The organism is Paenibacillus oceani (assembly GCF_014705615.1).
Taxonomy (GTDB): domain Bacteria; phylum Bacillota; class Bacilli; order Paenibacillales; family NBRC-103111; genus Paenibacillus_AB; species Paenibacillus_AB oceani.
The window spans coordinates 33,313-59,169 of record NZ_JACXJA010000001.1; the positions used below are offsets into that span (position 1 = coordinate 33,313).

Genomic DNA, 25,857 nt, shown 5'->3' on the forward strand with positions numbered 1-25,857 from the left:
GCGTACGGATTCTGACATTTGTCACCCGATCTTCATGACAATCCTTACTGACTGCCGACGTCCTGCAGCAGGTACAATAAATGTATCGAAGTGAAACGTTGATAGAAAAGGATGATTCCCGTGAAATATGCGATTGAAAGCAAGCAGCTCGTCAAACAATTCGGCGCTTTCCGTGCTGTCGACGGCATGGACCTCCGGCTGGAGAGCGGAAAAATATCCGCCCTGCTCGGACCGAACGGCGCAGGCAAAACGACCGCCATCTCCATGATGCTCGGCATGCTGAAGCCTACCTCCGGCGAGATTCGCGTCCTGGGCCAGCTAGCCGGCAGTCCCGAGCTGCGCGAGCGGGTCGGAGCTATGATGCAGGACGCTAGAGCCGCCGACGGCCTGACCGTTCGCGAGGTGCTGCAGCTGCTGCGCAGTTACTACCGCAATCCGCTCCCGCTCGACCGTCTGCTGGACGTATCGGGCCTTCACGGGGAAGCGATGAAACGCGCCTCCTCGCTCTCCGGCGGACAACGCCGCCGCCTTGCCTTCGCGCAAAGCCTGGCAGGGAATCCGCAGTTGCTCCTGCTCGACGAACCGACCGTCGGTATGGACGTCGAAGCCCGAATCCGCTTCTGGGAAACGATCCGGGAGCTGGCGGATCAGGGCACCACGGTACTACTGACGACGCATCACCTGGAAGAGGCGGACAATGTCGCCGACCATATCGCCGTGCTGGCGGCCGGGCGGATTATCGCAGAAGGCACGCCGGGCGAACTGAAGGTGAAAGCGAGTCTGCGGACCGTCTCCTTCCGGGCCGCATCGATGCCGCACGAGCATGAACTGCTGCAACTTCCGGGCGTCGAGAAAGTGGACAGCCGCGGCAGCCGTATCCGGCTTTATGTACGGAACGCCGATCTCGTCTTGCCGGAGCTGCTGCGAACCGGTTGGGGCGTCACCGATATCGAAGTGCAATCGGCCAGTCTGGAGGACGCCTTCCGGTCGATCACGGAGAAGCCCCTGGCTCAAAAACTGGCTCACAGCTGAACCTGAACCAGCTGCCTTTACCCGAAAGAGCCTAATAACCCGATTACGTTTTTATATAAGGAGGATTTTCCCTATGCTTGCCGCCCAAACAAAAGCCGAAACTTTGCGCATCGTGCGCAGCCCGTTTTTCCTGTTATTCTCAATTGCCATGCCGATGGTATTTTATTTCCTCTTTTCGGCCATCAACGGCGTTCAGACCGAAATCGCCTCGACCACATGGGGCGCCTATCTGCTCATGTCGATGACCGCCTTCAGTCTGGTTGGCACGTCCGTCGGACAATTCGGCATCCGTCTCGCTTACGAGCGACGCGACGGGTGGATGGCGCTGCTCCGCCTTACCCCGCTTCCTCCCACGGTCTGGCTCGGCGGCAAGCTGGGCGCACATATGGCGGTTCACCTGCTTATCATTGCTCTGTTGTTCCCGACCGCCGGTCTCGTCTACGGGATCGACCTGACCGCCGGGCAGTGGATCGCCTGCGGCTTATGGCTGTGGATCGGCAGCCTGCCGTTCCTGGCCATCGGGTCCTTGATGGGCTCGCTGAAAAACGCCGACGCCGCCACCGCGATCGCCAACATGGTTCACATGGGGCTGGCTATTCTGGGCGGATTGTGGATGCCGCTGCAGGCGATGCCCGACTGGATTCAGAAAATCGGCGTATGGACGCCGACCCACCGGTATGCGCACGGCGCCTGGAATATACTCGCCGGCAAAGCGCCGGATATGATCGACATCGGAATCTTGTCCGCATGCTTCCTTCTCTTTATGGTACTATCAGGGTATCTTATGAACAGACGGGAAGCGATCTAACGATGATTCGAGCGGCCAAGAAACTGTTCCCCGCATCCGAGGGCTGGTTTCCGCTTTTGCTGCTGGTGAACTTGCTGATTCCTTTGTACTTCGTCCTGCAGGAGCCCCCGGTCAAGCTGGCTCTGGGTCTGCTGCTGCTCGGCGCGTTCGTCGTCTTATACCGGCAGTTGTACTGGACGGCTTCCGCTGCGCCGGCCATGCTGATCGCCCAAACGGCGATTACGCTGACGTTGTCCGCCGCTTATCACCCGATGTTCGCCTACATCGGGTTTCTGTTCGCTTATCCGCTCAGCGAGCAGAAGACGCGGGTCATCGTCACGATCTCCGTCTCTTTTCTGGCAGGGATGGCGGCGATCCTCGTCATGCAGTACCAGATGCTCGGGCAAACGCTGCTCGCCGCAATCCTTCCGCCGCTGTTCGGCGTCTGCGTCATGCCGTTCCTCATCCGGGTGTCCGCCCAATACAAGCAGATGGCGAACCGGCTTCAGGCGGCTACCGCCCAAATCGAGAGAATGGCCCAGCAGGAGGAGCGGCAGCGGATCGCCCGGGAACTGCACGATACGCTCGGACATACGCTCACCTTGATCAGCCTGAAAAGCGAAGTGACGGAAAAGCTCGTGCACCGCGCCCCGGACAAGGCCGCCGAGGAAGCGCGCGACATTCGCATGACCGCCCGGGCCGCTCTGAAGCAGATGCGGGATCTCGTCACCGAGATGAAAGCGGTGCGCCTGGCGGACGAGTTCGCTCATGCGCTGGAATTGTGCGAGGCGGCCGGAATCGTGCTGACTCTGCCGGAACATGCGGCTGAATCCGATGCGGAACTGCCGCTCACGGCTTTGCAGCAATCCATCTTGGCGACTTGCTTCCGCGAAGCGTTAACGAACGTGGTCCGCCACAGCCGGGCCGCCCGGTGTGACGTAACTATCGATGTGGAGGACGGCTTGGTCCGCCTGAACGTATCCGATAACGGTACCGGGATCGGCAAACCTAACGCCATACCGGCAGGCGGCAACGGTCTGGCCGGGATGAGAGAACGTTTGGCGCTGGTCGACGGCAGTGTGGAGCTGTCGTCGGGACCGGCGTCAGGCACGATCGTCAGTTTAACGGTGCCGCGTGTCATCCGAAACAGTTGAAGGGAGAGAATACCTGCGTGATACAAGTGGTACTTGGAGAGGATCAGCGGCTGTTGCGCGGCGCTATGGCCACGCTGCTGTCGCTGGAGGACGATATTGAAGTAGTCGGCCAGGCGGAAAACGGCGAAGACGCCTTGCAGCTCATCCGTTCCGCCCGTCCCGACGTAGCGGTGCTCGATATCGAGATGCCCTTGAAAACCGGCCTCGATGTGGCCGAAGCACTGCGTCAGGACGGCTCTCCTTGCAAAATATTGATTGTCACGACATTCGCGCGGCCTGGGTATTTCCAGCGGGCGATAGCCGCCGGCGTCGCCGGCTACTTGCTGAAGGACAGCTCCAGCGACGAGATGTCGGACGCCATCCGCCGCGTATACGCAGGCAAGCGGGTCATCAGCCCGGAGCTATCCCTCGCCATGTGGGAGGCTTCGAGTCCGCTGTCTCTCCGCGAGCGCGACGTATTGCGCCTCGCAGCGGAAGGGCTGACGCTGCAGGATATCGGGGCCAAGCTGTTTCTGTCGCACGGAACGGTCCGCAACTATATGTCGGAAGCGATCGGCAAGCTGGGAGCATCGACAAGGATCGAAGCGATCCGCACCGCCCGGGAGAAAGGCTGGCTGGAGTAATCTTGCTGTGGAACGGGCACGCTATATAACGTTTTCGAGCAGTTGGACCTTATGCCGATAAAAGCTGTCGGCATTTTTTTGTATGCATCTGCAACATTTCAACAAGAGGCGGCGTCTGGAAGGAAGAGGACAACCTAATACATAGTCGGACCTAATCGACTCTGACTTGTACAGTCCGACCACATCAGAGGAGGCAGCACATAATGAAAAAAATGATGAAAGCCGTCACGATCGCCACGCTGGCCGTCGGAATGATCGGTACGTCCGCATTCGCCGCTACAGCCGATTGGACCGAAGTAAAAGGTATTTTCAATTCGAAAATCAAGGTAGTCATCGAAGGCAAAGGCCCTTCTGACATAACGCCGCTTATCGTGGACGGCACTGCGTACTTGCCGGTAAGAGAAATGGGCAACACGCTCGGCATGAACGTAACATGGAACGAGCAAGAATCCCGGATCGACATCCAGCAGATGAAACCTCCGGCACAAGTTCAAGCGCTCGACGGCATCGTGCTTGACGTTCAGGAAGGCAAGGACGGGGTCCGTTACGTAGACGTTCTCAATCAAGGGGCAGACGCGGTAAATGCGATCGTTCGCCTGGTCGTTCCCGCCGATTTCAAGGTGACGGACAACAAGTCCGAAACCCATGACGCTTCGATGCTGAAGGCCGGTATGAAGATCGAAGCGACCCACAGCCTTGCGATGACGAAGAGCATTCCGCCGCAAGCCAAAGCGGAGTCGATCAAAATCGTACATGAGCTCGGAATGACCGAAGGCACGATTCAATCGGTCCAATCGACCGATCACGGGCTCACGATCAAGGTTAGCGACAAAGCCGACGATCCGACGGCCGGAGTCGTGCTTCACGTGAGCAAAGATACCAAGCTGATGTCCGGGGTTATCGGCGGAGAAGCCGTCGCCCAGGATCAATTGAAGCAAGGCATGAAGGTGAAAGCTTACTACGGCCCTGTCATGACGATGAGCCTGCCGCCGCAAAGCGCCGCTCAAGCGATCTTCGTGCTGGACTCGAACGATAACGAAGCGAAGTAACTACGCCTGCCAGGGGAATTTTCCCATTTTCTAACAAAAAGACCTCAAATTCCACGGACATGTGGAGGTTGAGGTCTTTTTTCTCGGGCTTTGGGAACAACATAGGAGTCTTTGGCACATTCTATTTTCGGCATGTTGGGCTAACCGGCACGAATAGAGGCGGTTTGCCCCCTTATTTCAACCAACCCGCCCCGTCTGCACCTTTTTCGCCGATTTTAGCAGCTTCAATCCGCTCTTATTTCATCGCCCAAGCCGGTTTTTACAAAAATAAAGGGTACAAACCGCTTCTATTCGGTTCCTTCCCCGCTTGAAGCAGGGCAGTTGGCCGAGGACGCGGGCGCAGGTCCTACAGGTCTCGCTTTTACTTGTATCGGGGACTGACACTCCCTGTTAAAATTTCACGCGCGGAGCCACAATAAGGGATAACCGCTCGCTGGTGCTGGCACCAGTTTCAGCCATTTACATCCTATCTTGTTCCGCTTATACTTTCTGAGTTGAATCCATTACACACAGGATAGAGGGAATCATGAACAGGAACTTGTCAACCAGAATCAGAATCTCACTCCTCATCTTCGTGCTCCTTCTGCTGTCGCTGGGACCGGCCGCCTCGCTGCCGCTAGGGCACACAGCCGTCACTTATGCAGCGAACGAACCGGCAAAACCGGCCAAAAAGCTCGTGATGGGGACGTCGCCCGATTATCCCCCCTACGAAAGTGTAGACGCCAAGGGCGGTGGCGAAATTGTCGGTATGGATATCGATATCGCCAAATACATTACCGGCCGGCTCGGTTACGAGCTGGAGATCGCCAGCATGGACTTCAGCGGGCTGATCGCCGCTCTTCAGACCAAACGCGTCGATTTTGCCATGTCCGGCATGTCGGTAACCGAAGAGCGCAAACAAAGCGTCACGTTCTCCGACAGCTACTATACGGCGCGCAATACAATCGTATCGCATAAGGACCAGGCGTACGAAAACGTTGAGCAGCTCTCGGGCAAACTGATCGGGACCCAGCTCGGCTCGGTTCAGGATCAATATGCGCAAACCATTCCGGGAATTCAGCTGAAAAAGCTCAATAAAATCGCCGATTTGATTCAGGAACTGAACTCCCGCCGCATGGACGCCGCCATCGTTGAAGACGCGGTAGCTATCGAGATGGTCCGGGCGAATCCGAATCTCGTGCTGAACTTCCTCCCGGTATCGGAGCAGGATAACGGCTATGCGATCGCATTCCCCAAGCAGTCGGAGCTGGTCGACGACTTTAACCGGATTTTGCGAGAGATGAAGGAAAGCGGACAGCTGCAGCAACTGACCGACAAATGGTTCGAAGAAAAGGAAACCTCCGCCGGTAAAGACGCCGAGGGCAAGCTGATCGATTTCAGCGTCCTTGAGGGGTACGTTCCTTATATTCTTAAAGGCGTGTATGTGACGCTGCTGTTCACACTTGTCTCCGCGTTACTCGGATTGTTGTGGGGAACGATTCTTTCCCTGTTCAAAATATCGGGCATCCGCCCGCTGCAGTGGTTCGCCACCGCGTATACGTCGGTATTTCGCGGAACGCCCTTGCTCGTACAGCTGACGATCATCTACTACGCGACCCCGCAGTTGTTCAACTTCGACATCCCGGCGCTGCTTGCGGCCGGACTCGCGTTCGGGCTCAACTCTGCGGCTTACTTGTCGGAGACGATTCGCGGCGGCATTATGGCCGTGGATAAAGGTCAGCGCGAAGCGGCGATCGCCCTCGGCATCCCGTACCGCAAAATGATGGTGCGCATCATCTTCCCGCAGGCGCTGCGCCACATCCTGCCGGCGCTCGTGAACGAATTCGTCGCCCTGCTCAAAGAGTCGTCGCTCGTGTCCGTCATCGGGGTCGCCGAACTAATGCGCCGCGCCGACGTCGTTCGGGCCAGCACCTTCCGCGCCTTCGAAGCGTTGCTGCTCGTAGCCGTCATTTATTATGTGCTCGTGCTCGTCCTTACGTCTTTGGCGCGCATGCTGGAAAGGAGACTTCGCCGCAGTGATTAACGTAACCGATCTAACGAAAACGTTCGGCAAAAACCAGGTGTTGAAGGGGATCTCCACTCATGTGGACAAAGGCGAAGTCGTCGCCTTGATCGGGCCGTCCGGCTCCGGCAAATCGACCTTCCTGCGCTGTCTAAACCTGCTCGAGATTCCAACCTCGGGAACGATTACGATCGACGGGGCAGAGCTGACGAAGCCAAAAACCGATATCGCCCGGATCCGCCAGCGGATCGGCATGGTATTTCAGCACTTTCATCTGTTCCCGCATATGACCGTGCTCGATAATATTACGTTCGCCCCGATCGAAGTAAAGGGAATGTCTGCGGAAGCGGCCCGGACCAAGGCGCATGAGCTGCTCGCTCGCGTCGGTCTGGCGGATAAAGCGGACAGCTACCCTTCCCGGCTGTCGGGCGGACAAAAGCAGCGCGTAGCGATTGCACGCAGTCTGGCGATGGAACCCGACATTATGCTGTTCGACGAGCCGACCTCGGCGCTTGACCCGGAGATGGTCAAGGAAGTGCTGAACGTCATTCGCGGTCTCGCCGACAGTGGCATGACGATGCTGATCGTCACCCATGAGATGAAGTTCGCGCGCGAAGCGGCCGATACGATTTACTTCCTCGATAACGGGAAGCTGATCGAGCGCGGGGCGCCGCAGCAGTTTTTTACCAACCCCCAAAGCGAACGGGCCGCCCGCTTCCTGGAACAGGTTTTGTAACCGGACCGAACGAGGCTCGGGTCATTCTGTCTGGAAAAGGCTGCGCGATGCGCAGTCTTTTTGTCTTTTTTGCCCTATTTCGCAAATCCGGCAGAGAGTCAGATATGCTATACTTCCAGAAGAAACGTTTCGCTTACGGCTGGAGCCGGAAACGGCGGCCATTTCACAGCACCACCCGTAGAATCGGAAGCTTAGCAAGGGGAGAAACGACGATGAAGCTGGTATCCTGGAACGTCAACGGATTAAGAGCCTGCGTGAACAAGGGCTTTCTCGATTATTTCAAGGAAACGGATGCAGACCTGTTCTGCCTTCAGGAAACGAAGCTGCAAGAAGGGCAGATCAGCCTGGAGCTGGGCGAAGAGTACGAGCAATATTGGAATTATGCGGTCAAGAAGGGGTATTCAGGTACTGCCGTATTCACGAAAATAAAGCCGTTATCGGTCCGGTATGGGCTGGAAGAGGACCTGGAGCCCGAAGGCCGGATTATCACGCTCGAATTCCCTGCCTTCTATCTAGTGAATGTGTATACGCCCAACGCCAGACGCGATCTGTCGAGACTGGAGCTGCGGATGGAGTGGGAGGACCGCTTCCTCGCTTATTTGCAGCAGCTCGACGAGCGCAAGCCCGTGATCGTATGCGGCGACCTGAATGTGGCTCACCAGGAGATCGACCTGAAAAATGCGAAGGCCAACCGGGGCAATTCCGGATTTACCGAGGAAGAACGGGACAAGATGACCCGGCTGCTCGAAGCCGGCTTCATCGATTCGTTCCGGGACTTGTATCCCGACCGGACGGACGCCTACAGTTGGTGGTCGAACATGCCCCGAGTGCGAGAGCGGAATGTCGGCTGGCGGATCGATTATTTCCTCCTCTCCTCCCGGCTGAAGCCGGCGCTGCTGGACTCGCAAATCGACGCCCACGTGCTGGGAAGCGATCATTGTCCCGTAGTGCTGCAGATGGCGGACGAGCTTAAAGGCTAATCGGATACTTGCGCCGGGGATTTGCAGCTTTCCCTTGGAATGAATTCACCAGCTCTGCAGGCAAAAAGGGCGGCGACAAGTTGTCCGCCGACAATCTGCCACCGCCCATAACCTGCGCCCTATGCTCCGCATGAGATTCCGTCCGCCTTTATTTAAGACCATATTGCGATTTGGACTTTAATTCGTCTCCCAGAAAGACGAAGCTCGCGCTGCCGGAACCTCCCTTTCCTTCGTACGTAACGCCGATGGCGTACACCTTGCTGCCTTTTTCACCGCTCTCCGATACGATCTCGCCTTCGCCCCCTACGATTTGAACGACTTCCTTGTACTTCATTCCGTTGTTGATTCTGTCGTATTGTTCTTTTGTAATCGTACTTTTTTTGGAGGATTCCGACTTCTGTTCCGTTGAAGGGGCCGTCCCGCCCGCCGGCTTAATCTGGTTGCCGTCCTTCGAGCCGCAGGCCACCGCCGCGATCAGGATACCGATAACGATTGCTATACGAAAAATTTTCATAGTGCCTCCCGAATGATAGCAATTGTTACTCATAAAATTGTACTCACTCATCCGATCTTTTTTTTATGCGAAATGGACTATTTAGGACCTACGACTGAACAATTTCAGTACGACTCGCTCCTTTACGCCGCTTCCGTTGACTGCGGCTCCTTAACGATATGAAACCCTTTGACGATTAGCCAAAGAGGCATCACGATCTCGAATAAGGCTCCCGGAATGTATAGAATCATGCCGCTATGGCCCATAAGCTCCACGATCGCACTGGCCGACAACGAGACATATCCAATAAAGCCGAGAACCGAGATGAATCTGGGAATAAGGCTGGACCGGTACAACAAATGGCAAAACAAAAGGCTGTACAGTCCCAGCGTAATCATAGCCAGCTGAAAAGCAATGAAACTTCCTTCTTCCGCTATCACTCCCAGCGTATGAAAGTAAGAATCATCCGGAGCTCCTGCCGCGATAAATTCTTGGCTTAATCGCACGAGCAGCAGCGAACCGATTGCGCCAACAACCAGAAGTACGGCCTCTATGACCCGGAAACCGACGTAACCTACTGCGATTTTTTCGCTATGCCGCTTTAGAACCGGGAACAATACGACCGCGATTCCGACAACGGCGGCCGAATTCATAAACTCCAGCAATACCCCCGTAAGGATTTGGTTTTTGTGACTGTAGGCATTCGTGAGGTAATCCGGAGAACCTAAAATCGATTCGATCCTTGCATTTCCTAATGAATAGGCAGCTGTTGCAAATAAAAACAGGATGCCTGCAAGGACTGCCGCTTTTCTATCCGTGTTCATTTCTCCCCTTCCCTCCTCTGCGTTTGCGGGCTGGGCTGCGTGTAGCTTTGCCCGGCAATTGCGCTGTTCACCGTGCATTATAGTCGAATCCGACTCCGGCCTTACAGATACTAAAGTACGGCTTCAAAAACAAATCCCCGCAAATTTCATTCCATCGCGACGGAAAGATGCGTCATCGGAAGTTTTCGTCCGCTATAATGAAAATTATTATCACCAAAAAGGAGCACCTGCCATGCCGTCCATTGATCCATCCCGACCGGCCGGCCCCGAAGCCGCCCCTCTCTTCTGCCTTCCTGTCCGGATCGCCGAGGTAACTCCCCTTGACCGTGACTTAACCGTGGGAAACGAGCCGGGAGCTTATCGCCAGCTTGAACCCGGATCTGATCATTACGGGCAACAAGGACAGCTACAACGTTCTCAGCAAAATCGCGCTGACGATCGTATGTCGAGGACAGCGCTGGTCCGCCTGCGTGCCTCGTATCCGCCTGCGCGGCAGGTTCGGCAGATGTTCAGCCCTCCGCTTTCATCAGAAAGCGGGGGGCACCTTTTTTTTGCGTGACGGGTTGTAATGCGGCTTCTCCGTCGCCTGCACATCCATCCGCCGCAGCCGGATGGTCCGGCTTGCCGTCCGCCCCGCCAGCTCCGTAGGCTCTTTAGCTTCGCTGGTTATCCTTCCCGTATCCTTCTCACGTTCCGATTCATCAGATGCCGGACGACCTGCTGGTATACCACCTTCCGGATTCGACTCAAGTTTTGCGGATGGCGGGCAAAAAACGCATCCGGGCTGTCATACACACCCAAATCGCGCACAATCCCCTCTTTTTGCACATACGTATCGTTGCCGTCCCAATAGACGGGCGGGTTTTGGAAATCGTTCGTGGCCACGCCGTAACCGCAAAATGAACCTTCGCACTCGCTGAATGTTTGCTGCAGCTTGGTTAAGTAAGGAAGATCCAAAATAAATCCCTCCATATTCAGCCATCTTCCCTCGACATGCACTTCCACCCAGCTGTGGATGATTTCATTGGGCGACAGCCGGTAATACCAGCCTTTCATCGCGCCTTTTTGCAGCTTTTTATCGATCGTAAATCCGTGCATCCGGCAAGGCACCCCCACGGCTCGCAGCAAAGCCATGAACAGCACCCCCTTCGTATTGCATTGACCGTAGCCGTCCTGCAGCACCTCGGATGCCGGTATATCATCCGCCCGGTTATAACCGAACAGAACCGTATCGCGGACGTAGTTGTACATGTCGAGTAGTTGTTGCTGCGGCGCCAAGCGATCCCACTGCTTCGCCCGGATCAACTGCCGAATGCGGGGATGCGAGTAGTTAAGCAAAGCCGTTTCCAAGGTATACGTTCTCATGGGGAGCACCTCCTGCCCCCACTATACCGTCTCGTGTGCGTAAGAAACTTTCAAAAAGACGCTGTCTTTGCGAATATCTCTGGGTGTCATCCCGAGCAGCCGTTTGCTTGCGGCGGCAAAATGCGAGGGGCTGTCAAATCCCGCGTTCAGTGCGGCTTCTGTAATCGGCATCCCGTTCAAAATCAGGTAAATCGCCCTCTGAAGCTTATTTAACAGGATGTAGCCGCTTAACGGAATTCCCGTATGTTCTTTGAACAGATGAGATAATCGGCTGCCGGACAAGCCCAGCTTCCCGGCAAAATAACGGATGGAGTGGTCGTCGCTCTCCCCTTCTTTTAATATACCGATTAACTCCAGAACACGCGGATCAGCCATAACCGGTTGAACATAACGGACGCCCAGCAGTTCCAGGAGCTGCGTCAGGAAACGGTTATAGCCGGTACTGCCCGCAACGGTATGACTGAAGCTGCGCACAAACTCAGCGGCCGCAGCCGCCTTACCATCCGGAAATACGCCGTATCCGCGATCGCCGATCTGTTTCTTGAAGCCCACCGCCAATGTGGAGGTGCTGTCCATTAACAACAGCAGCAGCGGCTGGCCTTGCCCGTCCAGGCGGTGGCTCACATTGGAATCCAGAACGATACCGCCGCAGGTGCGAAGCGTGCCTTCCACTTCCATCTCAAACGTATCCTGCAAGGAGATCGTCGCTTGCAAAAACAAATGTTTGTGAATATCGGCATCGATGGTGTCAGTTAGTACCAATAGAATGGTGATCGGCACCGTATACGTTCATCATGCTTTGCCTCTCCTTATGCCATTGTACTTTCATCTCAGCTTGCCGTTCGCTTGTCCTGATCCGGCCTCTTCTTGAACCGTCAGCGTTCCCTGTGCCCATCTATCATGAAAGATTGTACACGCGCGCCAACGGCCTGTACAGATTCGATTCGTATAACCCTTTCCCTCTCCCCTTAACTTGTTGCGCTCTTGAAAACTTTGTGTCACACTATGAATATCAACCAGCAGCCAAGCGGCAAAGAATGCCCCGCTTCCTTTCTAACCGGAGAGGAAGCGGGGTTTTTAGGCTTGTATCAATCGAATATGCGAGGGAGGGATCGAGGAATGGGCTTCCAATTGGAACACGAGAACTGGATACGCGATCATCTAAAGCGAAGAAGAGGGGAACGTCTCGACGCTCTAAGACGGGGCCACGGCTACGGAAAGCGATTGTTCGCTGAGCAAATTTGGTGGCCGCTTGCCGGTCACTTTCACGGGATCCACCCCGAGTATGAGGTGAAGGACTGGCGGGGACGCTCTTACTTTGTGGATTTTATGTGGGTTGTAGGAGCGGTACGGATTATTTTTGAAATCATGGACAAGTCCGGATTTGGTCTGATTGTGGAGCGATCGTGCGATTGTATATGAAAAATCATATATATTTTCCTCCGAGTAGGCAAAATTAATGAATCTGTATGAATAATCATATAGAATTTATCATTTTGCATGGATTTGAAATATTCTATGCGAAAAATCATACAGAATCAAAGGTCGGCCGGGGCAAACCGACTTGGATTCACTCCAGCCTTGGTTGACCAACCGTCATATCGCGTCGAGCACCGCGCGCCGGGGTGCTTCGCGGTTCGGAAAGACGATTACGGGCAGTTGATCATACGCTCCTACCGACTATCCGTTCCGAGATCACCCCGTTCACGGAAGTTTGTTGTTCAGCAGTTTAGGGAACTCGTCCAGCAACATGTCACTGGTCAACATATCATTATAGTTCCATTTGGTATCCACAAAAGTGACTTTCCCATTTTGAACGGCAGGCAGCCTTTTCCAAATGGGGGATTCCAGCAATTCCTTGAAAGAAGTTTCGGCATCGGGATTGGAAAGATACAAGACGAACAGGCGGTCGCCGATAACCATCTCATGCAACAGCTCGGGCGAGACTGAAATGTAAGGGGACCTTTCCGCCGGTTTCAGACCTTTCACGGTCTCGGACATGGGATACCCTTCCTGCTGATACAGCAGTTCAGCCAATCCTCCTGTTTTCAAGCCAATCGCTCCAGTTGCGCTGCTTAAAAACCACTTTAAACAACAATATTTGTTCCTTGTCAAGACTCCACTCTCTCCCATTAATTTTTATTTACATTCAATATCGGGTATACCCTTCACTCGATATGTATAATATACTATTATAAAGAACAAAAAAATAAAAAAATGATCTTAAGGGGATATTTTATGGCAGCAATTAAAGGTGTCAAAAAGTTACCAGTAAGTGTGAATTCTCGGCAGGCAGCTGAATTGTTTATGAAATTAGCCAATATTTCTTCAGAAATTGGTAGACTAGATGAAAAGTTTAGACGTTCCATTTTAAAATCTGATTTAATTAATACATTAGCGTTAAAAGAATCTGTTCAGTCCACACGAATCGAAGGTACACAGGTTACTTTTACAGATATGATAGAACATAGCCACAAATCCGAACAAAAATCGGAGCATATTGAGGTGCTAAATTATCAAAGAGCACTTACTGTGGGTCAAGAGAGAATCCTAAATGGTTATCCACTTACAACCCGCCTCATTCTAGAACTACACACAACCTTAATGGATGGACCAGCAAGAGGTACCAACATTGCAAGCGGTGAATTTAGAAAAGTTCCAAATTGGATCGGACCCACAAAAAGGTTTGAAGATGCTGCTTATATTCCCGTACCCGCTAATGAAATAGAAGAATACATGAATAATTGGGAACTTTTCGCAAATAAACATCCATATGGCGAAAAATTGGAAACCTCTCATTTACCTCAAGAAGCATTTATTTTAGATGAGGATACTCATCCTCTTCTAAAAGTAGCCATTCTGCACGCGCAATTCGAATCTATTCATCCATTTTTAGATGGCAATGGACGTTTAGGACGAATACTAATCGCACTATTTATGATGCAATCTAAACAAATATCTAGCCCTATATTCTTTGTCAGTGAAGAATTAGAAAAACAACGTTCAAGGTATTATCATTTATTAAATGAAACAAGAGGAGACAATCCTAATTGGTTTAACTGGTTGAATTTCTTCTTAGATGCTTCAAAACGTATGGCCGATAAATTGAATATTTTGCTAGATAACGCTGAAGGATTAGCCTTAAATGGATTAAAAAAATGTGATACTCACAACCAAAAACAAATTTATTTATTGACTTTTAGATACCCTAACATAACTGCTAATCAAGTATCCGAACAGTTTAGAATTGCACCTTTAACTGCTAGGAGAATTTTAAATTCATTAAATGAACTGGGTCTAATCTTCAAAGACCCTGCTCAAAAAAGGAATATTGAGTATTTTAACTATGATTTGTTAGATTTATTAGATCATTAAGAGAATAACTTATACGCGAACTCGCACTTACTAATGTTGTTTACTCCAATATGAAGTAGCTAAAGAGTACTCACGAATACCCATCAACTTATACAGCACCAATTCCTAATAGTAAAGGCCAGATTCCTCAATCGAGGAATTCTGACCTTCGACTTCCTGTTGACTTCTATCCCCCCTTGCATTACACAAAAAGTACACCGCCACATGAACGATGTACTTCGAGTCACAACCTGTATATCTGCTTAAGCCTGGTCTTCGTCCCCCGTCGCAACCCGATTCTCCTCATAACTAATCCAATCGCTCCAGCTTCCCGCATACAGCTTCACATTCGTAAAGCCCGCTTCCTTCAGCGCCAGCACGTTCGGCGTCGCCGAGATGCCCGAGCCGCAGTAGACGATGATCTCGTCCGAGGCGCCGAGCTCTGCGAAGCGGTCGCGCAACTGCTGCGGGGACTTCCAGCTGCCGGCCTCGTTCAGCACGTCCTTCCAGAAATAGTTCACCGCGCCCGGTATATGCCCGGCGACCGGATCGAACGGCGCTTCCAAGCCCGCATACTGACGGGCGTCGCGCGAATCGACGAGCGCCGTACCGGTGCGGCGGCCTTCCGATGATGCACGCACCTCGTCCACACCCGCGAGCAGCTCCGGCCGCACGGCCGGCACGAATTCGCGGGGCTCGGGAGCCGGCTGCTCCCTCGTGACCAGCAGTCCTGCCGCCACCCAGGCGTCGTAGCCGCCGTCCAGCACATGGACGCGGTCCGCTCCCGCATATTTCAGCACCCACCACAGCCGGGCCGCGGCCGGACCGTTGCCGTCTTCGTAGACGACGACCGTCGACGACTTCCCGATGCCCAGACCGCCAAGCGTCCGGGCCAGCCGCTCCGGCGCCGGCAGAGGGCTCCGGCCCCCGTGCTCTCTCGCGGGATCGGCCAGATCCGCTTTCAAATCGACGAACACCGCACCCGGAAGATGTCCCCGCTCATAGGCGCTTCGCCCGTGAAGGGCATCCTTGGGCGAGAATCGAACGTCGGCGATGACGATTTCCTCTCCCGCTTCCAGACGGGCCTGTACCCACTCCGCTTTTACAAGATTCGAACCCGGCATCCTCATTGCTCCTTCCATTAGATCACATATTCCAAATGCTCCTGCGTCTTCACATCGTGAATGACCGCGTAAATATCGCTCTGAATCTTGAGCAGCTCGAGATCGTCGCGCTTGCGGGGGCGTCCGCCCGGAACGTGGAAAATCTTGCTGATCCGGCCGGGCCTCGGCGACAGCAGCACGACCCGGTCCCCTAGAAATACGGCCTCGGATACGTCGTGCGTAACGAACACGACCGTTTTTTTCTCCGCCTCCCAGATGTTCAGCAAGTCGTCCTGCAGCTGCAAGCGGGTCAAATGATCAACCGCCCCGAACGGTTCGTCCATCAGTAGCACCTCGGGATCGCCCGCAAGCGCCCTCGCGATGCCCGCCCGCTGCTTCATCCCCCCAGACAGATGATGCGGATATTTATGCTCGAACCCTTGGAGCCCGACCATATCCAAATATTTTTGGACCACCACTTTCCGCTCCGCTTTGGGAACGCCGCGAAGTTCGAGGCCCAGCTCGACGTTCCGGAACACCGTACGCCACGGATATAACGACGGGTCTTGGAACACGACCCCCCGCTCGACGCCCGGCCCTTGCAGCTTCTTGCCGCCGAAGCGCACCTCTCCCGACGACGGCAGCTGCAGCCCGGCCAATATTTCGAGAAGCGTGCTTTTGCCGCAGCCGCTCGGACCGAGAATGCTGAGAAATTCCCCGTCTTCGATCGTCAGGTCGATATTCGACAACGTTTCGGTCGGGACGGTCCCTCCGTACACTTTCGACACTGCGTTGATCGAGAATCCGGCCATACTTTCACCCCGCCTCCAGATCGTTTTACTTTTTAGGTATGAACCGCAAATCGACGATTTTATCCACGTCGTACACTTTGTCCTGGAAGCCCAGATCGACCTGGATCTGCTGCGTTTCAAGCAGCGATTTCGCATCGACGTTCGGATCGTTCTCCCACAGTACGTCCTCGCGCTTGAAGGCACTGTCCACCGCTTTCTCATCCACTTTGACATTTTGCAGGAAGTACGCCCGGTACTCGTCGAAATGGATTTTCGCATATTCCTGCGATTTGAAATAGGCGCGAAGCAGCTTCTCGATCAGTTCCGGCTGCTTCTCGATGAAATCGTTGCGCGAGGCCAGCACGCCTGTATGGAAATTCGGCAGATAGTCCCAGCCTTTGGCGAGCAGCGTCCCTTGGCCGCTAATCTCCACCAGGGAGGCGAATGGCTCGTGGATGATCGTCGCATCGACCTGGCCTGTCAGCAGACTGGCGTAAGCCGCTTCCTGCGCGCCGTTGGCCACGTAGGCTACGTCGTTTTTGCTGAGCCCGTGTTTCTGGAGAATCGTCTGCGTGTAGACGTCCAGGCCGCTGCCGAACGTGCCGGCGCCGACTTTTTTTCCCTTCAAGTCCTCGACGCTATTAATACCGGGAGCCCCGATTAAGTAAAACGGTCCTTTCGTCCGGAACATCGAGGAGACGATTTTGATCGGGGCGCCCTTGCCCGCGGCGATGATGGCGGTCGTCGTCGGGACATCGGCGATATCGACATCTTTGCTCGTAAGCCCCTCTACAGCGTTTTTGGTCGTAATGAATTCGACGTCGAGGCCCTCTTCCTTAAAGAAACCCTTCTCCGCCCCGAACCGTACCGCCAGACCGCTGATGCCGCTAAGCGGGGAATAGCGGATTTTCTGCAGCTTTCCGTTGTCCGCAGATGCGGGAGCGGAAGCAGGCGAAGCCATCTCCCCGCCGTTCCCTTTGGCGGCGCTCCCGGCGCAGCCGGACAGCATCAGCGCGGCAGCTATACTTGCAAGCAGGACGCTCCTCCATTTGTGTTTGATCATGGTTTTTTCTCCTTCTGATGGATCGGATGATTGTAATTAGGAAGACTTCCATTTCAGCACGACTTTTTTCTCCAGCGTATCGATGAACGCGATAATCAGCACGGATACGACGGTGATGATCGTAATGATCGCAAACGCCTTGGCCGTATCATACACGGATGTTGCTTGTATGAGCAGGTTGCCCATCCCTTCCTTCGATGCGGTCATTTCCCCGAACAGCGCCCCTACGAGCCCCGTAGCCGCCGACAGCCTCAGCGAGACGAAGATCGTTGGAGCTGCAGAAGGCAAAATCACTTTCCAGATCGTCTGGAACTTCGTCGCTTCGAACACGCGGGCTACCTTCAGATGCTGCTCGGCGGTCTGCTTGATCCCGGTAATCGTATTAAAGGCGATCGTGAAAAAGCAGAACAAAAATACGATGGCGATCTTATTGGACAGCCCGATCCCGAGCCACAGCATCAGCAGCGGGATGATCGTCACTTTGGGGATGGCCAGCAGCGCGGATAGGTAAGGCCGGAAGAACGTTTCGGCATTCGGTACGAGCACGAGAAACATCCCGGTCCCGATCCCGGCCAAGGCGGACAGCACGTACCCGGCGGCGAACTCCTGCAGCGTGACGAACAGATGACGAAACAGCTCGCCTTTCGTAAATAAAGCGGCGATTTCCTGCACAACCCGGGTCGGCTCCGGCACATACAAGCTGCCGACGATTCCGGCCCGGACGATATATTCGATAAATCCCAGACCGAGCAGCAGGAGCGCGATCTGACCGATGATGATACCGCCTCTGTAACGGGCGGCTTTCCCGTTGCCCATACATTTCCCTCGTTTCTCCCGCTTCGTACGGTACGATAATCAGGCGGGTTATTCCGCGACTCCCTGCAGAGCAGCCTGCTTGGCAAACCGGTTGTCCGGACGCGTCAGGCCGAAATGCTCCCGGAATGTGCTTCCCTCGTATTCGGTACGGAACAGTCCGCGGCGCTGCAGCTCCGGTACGACCAGATCCACGAACAAGTCGAGTCCTCCCGGCATGTACGGAGGGCATATGTTAAATCCGTCGGCGGCCTCCTGAACGAACCACGTCTCGATCTGATCGGCGACTTCAGCCGGATTGCCCACCACAAGCAGATGGCCTCTCGCCGTCGCGGCAAAGTAATGGAACAGCTCGCGAACCGTGATGTCCTCGCGTCCGGAAGCGCTTTGCGCCAGGGCGATCAGACGCCGGGCCTTATCGCCCGGGTGACTCGACTGCGACACATCCGGCAGCGGTCCGTCGAGCGGCAAACCGGTCAAATCGATGCCGAGACGCTGAGACAGCGGGGCCAGGTTATAATCCGTGACGAGCAGGGCGCTCAACTCCTCGTATTTGGCGCGTGCCTCCTCGCTCGTGCAGCCGACCAGCGGCACCAGCCCGGGCAGGATCGACAGCTCCCCCGGTGTGCGGCCGTATTTGGCCAGCTTGCTTTTGATCCCGGCGTAGAAGGCCTTGGCTTCCTCCAACAAAATCTCGCCTGTGAAAATGGCGCTGGAAAACCGGGCTCCCAGCTCCTGACTCCGCTCGGACGTGCCGGCGGATAGCAGCGGAATTTGCCCTTGCAGCGGCCTGGCTACGTTCAGCGGACCGGCTACCGAGAAATGTTCCCCGACATGGTTAAGCGCATGGACCTTGCTTTCGTCGACGAAGACGCCGCTTTTCTTATCCCGGATAAACGCCTCGTCCTCCCACGAATCCCAAAGCTCCTTCACGATCCCCACAAACTCGTTGGCATAATCGTAACGTTTGGCGTTGTCCCAATGCTTCTCGCGGCTGAAGTTCAGCGCCGCCCGGGTATCCGCGCCGGTTACGACGTTCCAGGCGGTCCGCCCGCCGCTCAAATAATCGAGAGACGCGGTCATCCGGGCCACGTGGTACGGCTCCGCATAGGTCGTATTGACGGTTACGATCAGTCCGATTTTCTCCGTCACGGCTGCCAGATAGGAGAGCATCGTGAACGGCTCCAGCCGGATCATTTGCGAAGGAAACGTGTACTGCTCATCCGCGCTGGAGGCGAGCCGGTCGCCGAGGAAAAAGAAGTCGAACTTCGCCCGCTCCAGCTTGAGGGCGACCTGCTTGAGAAATTCGGGGTCGAAGGCTCCGCCTGCGACCGCCTCGGGCAGCCTCCAGCCTGCCGGATGGTAGCCGGTGGAGAACAGAAACAGGCCGAGATGCAGTTGTCGTTTGGATATGCTCATGAGAGGTTCCTCCTAGGTTGGTATGCATGATGATCACAGGTTTAAATTATCAGACCGACTTTGCGGGAGATGGCGTCGATTTCGCTTAGCTCTTCCGGCGTCAGCCGCTGGTCCGCGTATTGGAGCGAATTCTGGATTTGCTCCGGCTTCGAAACGCCAAGAATCGCGGAGGACACGTAAGGATGACTGAGCACCCATGCCAGTGAAAATTGGGCCAGCGTCCAGCCCCGCTTCTCGGCCAGCGGTAAAATCGCTTCTACCAGGGCGTACGCGGGATTGGAATGCAGCAGCAGCTCCAGCCGCTTCTCGCCTGCCGCAAGCCTCGAGTCGGCCGGGGGCGCCTCGCCCTGACGGTATTTGCCGGTCAAGATCCCTCTTCCGAGCGGACTGTACGAGATGATGGCGACCTTCTCGGATTCCGCAAACGGGACGAGCTCCCGCTCGATGCCGCGCGTGATGAGGCTGTACTCCGGCTGCACGCTCTCGAACCGGTTCCATCCGTGAACGGCGCTGATACCGTGAGCTTTGGCGAGCTGCCACGCCGCGTAGTTGGAGCAGCCGATATACCGGATCTTTCCCTGCTTGACGAGATCGTCCAGGGCGCCGAGTGTTTCTTCCAGCGGCGTTTCCTTATCGAAATGATGGACTTGATACAGATCGATATAGTCCGTTTGCAGCCTTCTCAAACTGTTGTCCAGCGCGCGGAACAGATGATACCGGCTCTGCCCCTCGTCGTTGACGCCGGTCCCTACTCGGGCATGGGCCTTGGTCGCCAGGACGACGCGGTCCCGCTTGCCTTTCAGCAGCTTGCCGAGGATCTCTTCCGATTGGCCGCTTTGGTTCGGGTCCCCGACATCCATTCCTTTGCCGTAAATATCCGCCGTATCCACGACGTTGATGCCGGCGTCCAGAGCATAGTCCAGCACCTCCGCGGACGTCTTCTCGTCGATCCATCGTCCGAACGCCATCGTGCCCAGACTGACTTCTGACACTTTCAGGCCGGTTCTTCCTAATTTGCGGTATAACATAGGGATGTACGCCTCCTTGGCAGATGAAATGGTTCGATTCGGGCTCGCTCCGCTGCGGGGAACCCGTGTGCAGGCAAGCCGGTGCTGCGCTTGCGGGTAAAAGAGATCAACTTCGCCACATGACGATCTCCCCGGCGCTAAGTATGTGCGTGCCAAAGTTCGTTCCACAGCGGAAAACCGTGTGCGGGGCAAGCCGGTCTTGCGGGCAAAAGGTTGCGTCAGCTTCAGCTTCGCTGAAAACAAATCCTTCGTTGCTTTAACAAACAAGAACAGCCGGAAAGACGGCTTGTTTGGTTGCTTACAAGCGTCTCTCCGGCTGTCCGGTCGAGGAATATTAATATTACTATTCCGATGTATTAAGTAGGATAATAACATGAGACGAAACGGTTCGCAATCGTTTTTTTATTTTTGTAGATGCGTCTGTCCGAGCAGAGCCGTGTTGCGGTTTCTCGTGAAGCGGCTCCAATTGTGCTACAATTTAGGGTAAACAGGCTTAATGGAGGAATTTATGGCCGAGAAAGATGAATTGGTCCGATTCGGCGTTTCGATGCCGTCCGAATTAATCCAGCAGTTCGATCAGTACACAGCCGAGCAAGGCTATACAAACCGCTCCGAAGCGATTCGCGATCTGGTGCGCAGGGCGCTGCTGCAGCCGGGGCGTCTGCTGCCCGAGCAGATCGTCGCCGGAACGATCGTGATGGTGTACGATCATGACGTACGGGAGCTGCCGCTGCTGCTTATGGACCTCCAGCACCGGTTTCACCGGCAAATTATATCGAACATGCACATCCATATGAATCGCGACCAGTGTCTCGAAATTATTGCGGTTCGCGGCCTCCTCGCCAAGCTGAGAGAGCTGCATGCGCAAATTCAGGTGCAGCGCGGCGTACTGTACTGCGAGCTGTCGGTTACTTATGTGGACGAGCAGGAGCCGGGCGACGGCGACCACTCCCACCACCATCACGACCATGACCACGATCATGATCACGACCATCACGATCATCATCATCACCATCAGCATAACCACCATGATCACCATGCCCCTGAAAATCGCGATCATTCCGGGACGCCTTCCCCTGCAGGTGAACACGAGCATCCCCCGGCCAAGGCACATCCGAATCGTAACCGTCCGGCAGATCACCTCGAAAGATTTCATAGAAGTACGGATGCCAATCGAGAGCGCTTATAAGTTCCCGCAAATGCCGCCTAACGATAAGAGCGGTTCGCACCTCTTAATCCGGCGCCGTCGCTATCATTTTTACAATTAAGAGCGGTTTGCACCTTTTATTTCACCCGTTCTGCGCCGCAGCAGGGCATTCGGGGGAATATTGGAGCTGCAAACCGCTCTTATTTTCCGCTCAACCCGACTTTGAGACCAATAAGGGGTGCACATCGCTCTTATCCCTCCTATCCTCCAGCTTCCTGCAAAGAAACGTTGGTGCACGAACCAGCCTCTCTATTTCCCGTCTTTCCGCAGCTTATACTTGGCTATAGGGAGGAGGAACACTAGGATTCTGTCTGTTCGGCGATAGGAGCTGGCCCGGCGGTCTCCTTTTTTAATTCGTCTTTCATGGAAGCAAGAAAATTTTGTTAAAGCTCTTATTCTCCTCCGACCTTTGTGTTACAATGTCGATAAAACGTGTTACGAAAATAGAGAGACAGATGGAGGGAACCGTCTTGAAACGAAAATCTGTACACACCGTCCTCGTGGCGCTGCTCGCCTGCCTCGTGCTGGCCGGCTGCTTCTCCGGGGACAATTCCGGCGCCCGCAAGGAGGACGAGCTCGTGCTCGCCGTCGGCGCCGAGCCTGAAGCGGGGTTCGACCCGACGACCGGTTGGGGCCGGTATGGCTCGCCGTTATTCCAAAGCACGCTGCTGAAGCGGGACTCGGACATGAAGATTGCTAACGATCTGGCTACCGGTTACGAGGTAAGCCCCGACGGCACCCAGTGGACGATCAAACTGCGCAAAGACGCCAAATTTTCCGACGGCAAGCCCGTCACTTCCGCCGACGTGAAATATACGTTCGAGACAGCAGCGGCCAACGGCTCGATCATCGACCTGACCCATGTCAAAAGCATCGAAGCCGGGGACGACTACACCGTCAAATTCACGTTGAAGGAGCCGCAATCGACGTTCATCACCCAGCTCGTATCGACGGGCATCGTGCCGAAGCACGCTCATGGCAAAGATTATGCCTCGAAGCCGATCGGCTCCGGACCGTACAAGCTCGTACAGTGGGATAAAGGTCAGCAGGCTATCGTCGAAGCCAACCCGGACTATTACGGCGATAAACCGTTTTTCAAAAAGCTGACGTTTCTGTTTCTGAGCGAAGACGCCGCGTTCGCCGCCGCCAAGGCGGGCAAAGTCGACATTTCCTACATCCCGGCCGCATTCAGCAAGCAGCAAGTAAACGGCATGCGGGTCGAAGCCGTCCGTACGGTGGACAATCGCGGAATCGCCTTTCCCTATGTGAAATCCGGAGAAAAGACGAAGGACGGCTACCCGGTCGGTAACGACGTCACCGCCGATCCGGCCATTCGCAAAGCGATCAATACGGCGATCGACCGGAAAGCGCTCATCCAAGGGGTGCTCGAAGGCTACGGAACGCCGGCGTATACGGTGAACGACGGACTGCCCTGGTACAATCCGAGCGCGGCGGTAAAAGACGCCGACCCGGCGGCGGCGAAAAAGATGCTCACGGACGCCGGCTGGAAAGATGCCGACGGCGACGGAATTCTCGAGAAAGGGGCGCTTAAGGCTCAATTCTCGCTGATCTATCCGTCCGGAGACGTAACCCGCCAATCGCTCGCGCTCGCCGCCGCCGACATGATCAAGCCGATCGGCATCCGGATCGACGTGCTCGGCAAAAGCTGGGACGAGATCGGCAAGCTGATGCATGCCAACGCCATCCTGATGGGCTGGGGCAGCAACGATCCGCTGGAGATGTACAACCTGTACAGCAGCAAATACAAAGGCGTCGAATATTACAATACCGGCTTCTACGGCAATCCGGCCGTCGACGAATGGATGACCAAGGCGCTTCGGGCGACGAATGAAGCCGAAGCGATGGACTATTGGAAAAAAGCGCAATGGGACGGCACAACCGGCGTAAGCGCTCAAGGGGACGCGCCATGGGCATGGCTCGTGAACATCGATCACGTGTATGTCGTGAAGGAGAACCTGAGCATCGGCAAGCAGCGCATCCATCCTCACGGACACGGCTGGCCGGTAACCGACAATATCGAGGAATGGAAATGGACGAAGTAAGGCCTCGTATCGTAGAAAGGAAACTGGAACCATGGTTGTTCGCACCTTATCGTACACTCTGCAAAAGCTAATCCGCCTTCTCTCGCTGCTCGCCGCAATCAGTATCGTATCGTTCGTGCTGGTCAGCTCTTCGCCGATCGATCCGATTCAGGCGTATGTCGGCGCCGACATGATGCGGGTCAGTCCGGAGCAGCGGCAACTGATCGCGGAATATTGGGGGCTCGACCGTCCTCCGCTGGAGCGGTTCGCCGGATGGGCTTCCGCCTTGCTGCAGGGCAACCTCGGCACTTCGATGATGTACCGGCAGCCGGTGGCCGAAGTCATCGGCGAGCGGTTCATGAGCTCGCTATGGCTGATGAGCCTTTCCTGGCTGCTGGCCGGCCTGTTCGGCTTCGCCTCCGGCGTGATTGCCGCCATGAACAAGGACCGCTGGCCGGACAAGCTGATCAAGTGGTATTGCTACACGCTCGCTTCCACCCCGACGTTCTGGATGGGCTTGCTGCTCCTGATGGTGTTTGCCGTCTGGCTCGGCTGGTTCCCGGTCGGACTCGGGACGCCGGCGGGGGTGCTCGCCGAACAGGTGACCTGGAGCGACCGGCTGGAACATATGCTGCTGCCTGCGTTGACGCTCAGCATCGTCGGGATTGCCCCCATCGCCCTTCATACGAGGCAGAAGCTGTCCGACGTATTGGGCAGCGACTACATCCTGTTCGCCCGGGCCAGAGGCGAGCGCGGGTTCCGGCTGTTCCGCCGCCACGGTTTGCGCAATATTGCCCTGCCCGCTTTGTCCCTTCACTTCGCCGCGTTCAGCGAGCTGTTCGGCGGCGCCGTGCTGGCGGAGCAAGTGTTCTCTTATCCCGGTCTAGGGCAGGCGACGGTGGAAGCGGGCTTGCGCGGCGACGTCCCGCTCCTGCTCGGCATCGTCCTGTTCAGCTCCTTGTTCGTATTCGCAGGCAATCTGATCGCTGACCTGCTCTATCGTCTGATCGATCCGCGGATTCGGGAAAGGCGGCCTGCATGAATATTCACGAAGTAAATCCCGGAGCGGAAGCCGCGGCCGGTTCCCGGTTGTCCCGCTTCCGGTTCAACCGGAGGCAGCGGGCGTTAGGCGCCGTCGCCCTGGCCGGCCTGCTGGTCGTCTCCGTCTGGACGGCCGGCAGCCTCATGAGCGCGGACCCGCTCGCCACCCGGCTGGAGCTGCGTAATTCGGCGCCGTCGGCGGCACATCTATTTGGAACCGACTGGCTCGGGCGCGATATGTTCACCCGCACGATCAAAGGGCTGGCCTTGAGCATCAACGTCGGGATGACCGCCGCGGCCGCAAGTGTTGTCATCGCCGCCTTGATGGGACTGGCCGCCGCCCTGGGCAAAGCGGCCGACCGGGTCGTGAGCTGGCTGATCGATTTGTTTCTGAGCGTTCCGCACCTGGTCACGCTGATCCTGATTGCCTTCGTATTCGGCGGCGGCATGAAGGGCGTCGTCATCGGGATCGCCCTTACGCACTGGCCGACCTTGGCCCGTGTCATCCGTGCCGAAGTGCTGCAGCTCCGCACGGCGGAATATGTGCTGATCTCGCGCCGGATGGGCAAGTCCCGCTGGTGGGTCGTCACCCGCCATATGATGCCGCATATCGTGCCGCAGCTGTTGACCGGCCTGCTGCTCGTATTCCCTCATTCGATTCTGCACGAGGCGGCGATTACGTTTATCGGGCTCGGGTTGTCTCCGCACCAGCCGGCCGTCGGCATTATTTTATCGGAATCGATGCGTTACTTGTCTACGGGCATGTGGTGGCTCGCCTTTTTCCCGGGCTTATGCCTGCTATTGATCGTGCGTGCGTTCGATATGGCCGGAGAAAATTTGAGGCTGCTGCTCGATCCCCGGCGGATGCACGAATAACCGGCCGGATTGACGCTCCGCCGTAAAGATCGGCCGCAACAAAATCCGGCACCGAAAGGTTCGGCCAGGAGGAGA

Annotated in this window: 26 protein-coding genes; 15 read left to right on the forward strand and 11 right to left on the reverse strand. The window is 55.5% G+C overall.

Features of this window, described 5'->3' with window-relative positions; translation table 11 throughout:
- Nucleotides 1-111 precede the first annotated feature (111 nt).
- The 8 genes from IDH45_RS00155 (at nucleotide 112) to IDH45_RS00190 (ending at nucleotide 8,363) form a co-directional block, all read left to right on the forward strand.
- The gene (locus IDH45_RS00155; protein ID WP_223836263.1) at nucleotides 112-1,032 is read left to right on the forward strand and encodes an ABC transporter ATP-binding protein; all 921 of its coding nucleotides are present in this window, start codon (nucleotides 112-114) and stop codon (nucleotides 1,030-1,032) included.
- A 73-nt stretch (nucleotides 1,033-1,105) separates the two neighbouring features.
- The gene (locus tag IDH45_RS00160) at nucleotides 1,106-1,840 is read left to right on the forward strand and encodes an ABC transporter permease (RefSeq protein ID WP_190923539.1); all 735 of its coding nucleotides are present in this window, start codon (nucleotides 1,106-1,108) and stop codon (nucleotides 1,838-1,840) included.
- Between the two features lie 2 nt (nucleotides 1,841-1,842).
- On the forward strand, nucleotides 1,843-2,973 hold the full coding sequence (locus tag IDH45_RS00165; RefSeq protein ID WP_190923541.1) for a sensor histidine kinase: 1,131 nt from the start codon (nucleotides 1,843-1,845) through the stop codon (nucleotides 2,971-2,973).
- Between the two features lie 17 nt (nucleotides 2,974-2,990).
- Nucleotides 2,991-3,596 (forward strand): response regulator, encoded by a 606-nt coding sequence (locus IDH45_RS00170; protein WP_190923543.1) that lies wholly within the window; start codon nucleotides 2,991-2,993, stop codon nucleotides 3,594-3,596.
- 203 nt (nucleotides 3,597-3,799) lie between these two features.
- Complete coding sequence (locus IDH45_RS00175) at nucleotides 3,800-4,645, forward strand: stalk domain-containing protein (protein ID WP_190923545.1); 846 nt, start codon at nucleotides 3,800-3,802, stop codon at nucleotides 4,643-4,645.
- Between the two features lie 526 nt (nucleotides 4,646-5,171).
- Nucleotides 5,172-6,668 carry an ABC transporter substrate-binding protein/permease gene (locus IDH45_RS00180; protein WP_190923547.1) on the forward strand — a complete coding sequence of 499 codons (1,497 nt, stop codon included), beginning with the start codon at nucleotides 5,172-5,174 and terminating at the stop codon, nucleotides 6,666-6,668.
- The gene (locus IDH45_RS00185; RefSeq protein WP_190923549.1) at nucleotides 6,661-7,383 is read left to right on the forward strand and encodes an amino acid ABC transporter ATP-binding protein; all 723 of its coding nucleotides are present in this window, start codon (nucleotides 6,661-6,663) and stop codon (nucleotides 7,381-7,383) included. Before IDH45_RS00180 ends, IDH45_RS00185 begins: the two co-directional genes overlap by 8 nt.
- 212 nt (nucleotides 7,384-7,595) lie before the next feature.
- Entirely contained in the window at nucleotides 7,596-8,363 is a 768-nt protein-coding gene (locus IDH45_RS00190) for an exodeoxyribonuclease III (RefSeq protein WP_190923550.1), read from the forward strand.
- A gap of 148 nt (nucleotides 8,364-8,511) precedes the next feature.
- Here the strand turns inward: IDH45_RS00190 and IDH45_RS00195 are convergent, their stop codons facing one another.
- Complete coding sequence (locus IDH45_RS00195; protein ID WP_190923552.1) at nucleotides 8,512-8,877, reverse strand: DUF3862 domain-containing protein; 366 nt, start codon at nucleotides 8,875-8,877, stop codon at nucleotides 8,512-8,514.
- A gap of 122 nt (nucleotides 8,878-8,999) precedes the next feature.
- A complete protein-coding gene (locus IDH45_RS00200) occupies nucleotides 9,000-9,680 on the reverse strand; it encodes a DUF4386 domain-containing protein (RefSeq protein WP_190923554.1) in 681 nt (226 codons plus the stop codon).
- A 368-nt stretch (nucleotides 9,681-10,048) separates the two neighbouring features.
- Here IDH45_RS00200 and IDH45_RS00205 point away from each other — a divergent pair, with 368 nt between their 5' ends.
- Nucleotides 10,049-10,249, forward strand: a complete 201-nt coding sequence (locus IDH45_RS00205) for a hypothetical protein (protein WP_190923556.1) — start codon at nucleotides 10,049-10,051, stop codon at nucleotides 10,247-10,249.
- Between the two features lie 97 nt (nucleotides 10,250-10,346).
- On the opposite strand, the gene IDH45_RS00210 is transcribed toward IDH45_RS00205, so the two are convergent.
- Nucleotides 10,347-11,045 (reverse strand): transglutaminase-like domain-containing protein, encoded by a 699-nt coding sequence (locus IDH45_RS00210; protein ID WP_190923558.1) that lies wholly within the window; start codon nucleotides 11,043-11,045, stop codon nucleotides 10,347-10,349.
- A gap of 21 nt (nucleotides 11,046-11,066) precedes the next feature.
- Nucleotides 11,067-11,825, reverse strand: coding sequence for a helix-turn-helix domain-containing protein (locus IDH45_RS34865; protein ID WP_190923560.1), 759 nt, complete (start codon nucleotides 11,823-11,825; stop codon nucleotides 11,067-11,069).
- A 339-nt stretch (nucleotides 11,826-12,164) separates the two neighbouring features.
- On the opposite strand from IDH45_RS34865, the gene IDH45_RS00220 reads away from it, so the two are divergent.
- Nucleotides 12,165-12,467 (forward strand): hypothetical protein, encoded by a 303-nt coding sequence (locus IDH45_RS00220; RefSeq protein ID WP_223836266.1) that lies wholly within the window; start codon nucleotides 12,165-12,167, stop codon nucleotides 12,465-12,467.
- A 282-nt stretch (nucleotides 12,468-12,749) separates the two neighbouring features.
- Here IDH45_RS00220 and IDH45_RS00225 read toward each other — a convergent pair whose 3' ends face one another.
- Nucleotides 12,750-13,160, reverse strand: coding sequence for a TroA family protein (locus IDH45_RS00225; protein WP_190923562.1), 411 nt, complete (start codon nucleotides 13,158-13,160; stop codon nucleotides 12,750-12,752).
- A 123-nt stretch (nucleotides 13,161-13,283) separates the two neighbouring features.
- Here IDH45_RS00225 and IDH45_RS00230 point away from each other — a divergent pair, with 123 nt between their 5' ends.
- Nucleotides 13,284-14,420 (forward strand): Fic family protein, encoded by a 1,137-nt coding sequence (locus IDH45_RS00230; protein ID WP_190923564.1) that lies wholly within the window; start codon nucleotides 13,284-13,286, stop codon nucleotides 14,418-14,420.
- 242 nt (nucleotides 14,421-14,662) lie between these two features.
- Here IDH45_RS00230 and IDH45_RS00235 read toward each other — a convergent pair whose 3' ends face one another.
- From IDH45_RS00235 to IDH45_RS00260, 6 genes are read right to left on the reverse strand one after another with little or no spacing between them, the layout of a single operon-like run.
- On the reverse strand, nucleotides 14,663-15,523 hold the full coding sequence (locus IDH45_RS00235; RefSeq protein WP_190923566.1) for a sulfurtransferase: 861 nt from the start codon (nucleotides 15,521-15,523) through the stop codon (nucleotides 14,663-14,665).
- A gap of 17 nt (nucleotides 15,524-15,540) precedes the next feature.
- Complete coding sequence (locus IDH45_RS00240; RefSeq protein WP_190923567.1) at nucleotides 15,541-16,314, reverse strand: ABC transporter ATP-binding protein; 774 nt, start codon at nucleotides 16,312-16,314, stop codon at nucleotides 15,541-15,543.
- A gap of 25 nt (nucleotides 16,315-16,339) precedes the next feature.
- Nucleotides 16,340-17,356, reverse strand: a complete 1,017-nt coding sequence (locus IDH45_RS00245) for an ABC transporter substrate-binding protein (RefSeq protein WP_190923569.1) — start codon at nucleotides 17,354-17,356, stop codon at nucleotides 16,340-16,342.
- Nucleotides 17,357-17,392: 36 nt separating this feature from the next.
- The gene (locus IDH45_RS00250) at nucleotides 17,393-18,172 is read right to left on the reverse strand and encodes an ABC transporter permease (RefSeq protein WP_190923571.1); all 780 of its coding nucleotides are present in this window, start codon (nucleotides 18,170-18,172) and stop codon (nucleotides 17,393-17,395) included.
- 48 nt (nucleotides 18,173-18,220) lie between these two features.
- Entirely contained in the window at nucleotides 18,221-19,588 is a 1,368-nt protein-coding gene (locus IDH45_RS00255) for an LLM class flavin-dependent oxidoreductase (RefSeq protein WP_190923573.1), read from the reverse strand.
- A gap of 41 nt (nucleotides 19,589-19,629) precedes the next feature.
- On the reverse strand, nucleotides 19,630-20,616 hold the full coding sequence (locus IDH45_RS00260) for an aldo/keto reductase (RefSeq protein WP_190923575.1): 987 nt from the start codon (nucleotides 20,614-20,616) through the stop codon (nucleotides 19,630-19,632).
- 508 nt (nucleotides 20,617-21,124) lie between these two features.
- Between IDH45_RS00260 and nikR the strand changes: the two genes are divergently transcribed.
- The 4 genes from nikR (at nucleotide 21,125) to IDH45_RS00280 (ending at nucleotide 25,782) form a co-directional block, all read left to right on the forward strand.
- Nucleotides 21,125-21,805 (forward strand): nickel-responsive transcriptional regulator NikR, encoded by a 681-nt coding sequence (gene nikR, locus IDH45_RS00265; RefSeq protein WP_190923577.1) that lies wholly within the window; start codon nucleotides 21,125-21,127, stop codon nucleotides 21,803-21,805.
- A gap of 488 nt (nucleotides 21,806-22,293) precedes the next feature.
- Complete coding sequence (locus tag IDH45_RS00270; RefSeq protein ID WP_317891110.1) at nucleotides 22,294-23,886, forward strand: ABC transporter substrate-binding protein; 1,593 nt, start codon at nucleotides 22,294-22,296, stop codon at nucleotides 23,884-23,886.
- Between the two features lie 31 nt (nucleotides 23,887-23,917).
- Nucleotides 23,918-24,907: an ABC transporter permease gene (locus tag IDH45_RS00275; RefSeq protein ID WP_190923580.1), complete on the forward strand. Its 990-nt coding sequence runs from the start codon at nucleotides 23,918-23,920 to the stop codon at nucleotides 24,905-24,907.
- Complete coding sequence (locus tag IDH45_RS00280) at nucleotides 24,904-25,782, forward strand: ABC transporter permease (protein ID WP_190923582.1); 879 nt, start codon at nucleotides 24,904-24,906, stop codon at nucleotides 25,780-25,782. Before IDH45_RS00275 ends, IDH45_RS00280 begins: the two co-directional genes overlap by 4 nt.
- Nucleotides 25,783-25,857 lie beyond the last annotated feature (75 nt).

What these genes read in the sequence shown, in the direction of transcription:
- IDH45_RS00155 (WP_223836263.1), top strand. Translation starts at nt 112, where the DNA reads ATGATTCCCGTGAAATATGCGATTGAAAGCAAGCAGCTCGTCAAACAA.
- IDH45_RS00160 (WP_190923539.1), top strand. Translation starts at nt 1,106, where the DNA reads ATGCTTGCCGCCCAAACAAAAGCCGAAACTTTGCGCATCGTGCGCAGC.
- IDH45_RS00165 (WP_190923541.1), top strand. Translation starts at nt 1,843, where the DNA reads ATGATTCGAGCGGCCAAGAAACTGTTCCCCGCATCCGAGGGCTGGTTT.
- IDH45_RS00175 (WP_190923545.1), top strand. Translation starts at nt 3,800, where the DNA reads ATGAAAAAAATGATGAAAGCCGTCACGATCGCCACGCTGGCCGTCGGA.
- IDH45_RS00180 (WP_190923547.1), top strand. Translation starts at nt 5,172, where the DNA reads ATGAACAGGAACTTGTCAACCAGAATCAGAATCTCACTCCTCATCTTC.
- IDH45_RS00190 (WP_190923550.1), top strand. Translation starts at nt 7,596, where the DNA reads ATGAAGCTGGTATCCTGGAACGTCAACGGATTAAGAGCCTGCGTGAAC.
- IDH45_RS00195 (WP_190923552.1), bottom strand. Translation starts at nt 8,877, where the DNA reads ATGAAAATTTTTCGTATAGCAATCGTTATCGGTATCCTGATCGCGGCG.
- IDH45_RS00200 (WP_190923554.1), bottom strand. Translation starts at nt 9,680, where the DNA reads ATGAACACGGATAGAAAAGCGGCAGTCCTTGCAGGCATCCTGTTTTTA.
- IDH45_RS00210 (WP_190923558.1), bottom strand. Translation starts at nt 11,045, where the DNA reads ATGAGAACGTATACCTTGGAAACGGCTTTGCTTAACTACTCGCATCCC.
- IDH45_RS00220 (WP_223836266.1), top strand. Translation starts at nt 12,165, where the DNA reads ATGGGCTTCCAATTGGAACACGAGAACTGGATACGCGATCATCTAAAG.
- IDH45_RS00230 (WP_190923564.1), top strand. Translation starts at nt 13,284, where the DNA reads ATGGCAGCAATTAAAGGTGTCAAAAAGTTACCAGTAAGTGTGAATTCT.
- IDH45_RS00235 (WP_190923566.1), bottom strand. Translation starts at nt 15,523, where the DNA reads ATGCCGGGTTCGAATCTTGTAAAAGCGGAGTGGGTACAGGCCCGTCTG.
- IDH45_RS00240 (WP_190923567.1), bottom strand. Translation starts at nt 16,314, where the DNA reads ATGGCCGGATTCTCGATCAACGCAGTGTCGAAAGTGTACGGAGGGACC.
- IDH45_RS00245 (WP_190923569.1), bottom strand. Translation starts at nt 17,356, where the DNA reads ATGATCAAACACAAATGGAGGAGCGTCCTGCTTGCAAGTATAGCTGCC.
- IDH45_RS00250 (WP_190923571.1), bottom strand. Translation starts at nt 18,172, where the DNA reads ATGGGCAACGGGAAAGCCGCCCGTTACAGAGGCGGTATCATCATCGGT.
- IDH45_RS00255 (WP_190923573.1), bottom strand. Translation starts at nt 19,588, where the DNA reads ATGAGCATATCCAAACGACAACTGCATCTCGGCCTGTTTCTGTTCTCC.
- IDH45_RS00260 (WP_190923575.1), bottom strand. Translation starts at nt 20,616, where the DNA reads ATGTTATACCGCAAATTAGGAAGAACCGGCCTGAAAGTGTCAGAAGTC.
- nikR (WP_190923577.1), top strand. Translation starts at nt 21,125, where the DNA reads ATGGCCGAGAAAGATGAATTGGTCCGATTCGGCGTTTCGATGCCGTCC.
- IDH45_RS00275 (WP_190923580.1), top strand. Translation starts at nt 23,918, where the DNA reads ATGGTTGTTCGCACCTTATCGTACACTCTGCAAAAGCTAATCCGCCTT.
- IDH45_RS00280 (WP_190923582.1), top strand. Translation starts at nt 24,904, where the DNA reads ATGAATATTCACGAAGTAAATCCCGGAGCGGAAGCCGCGGCCGGTTCC.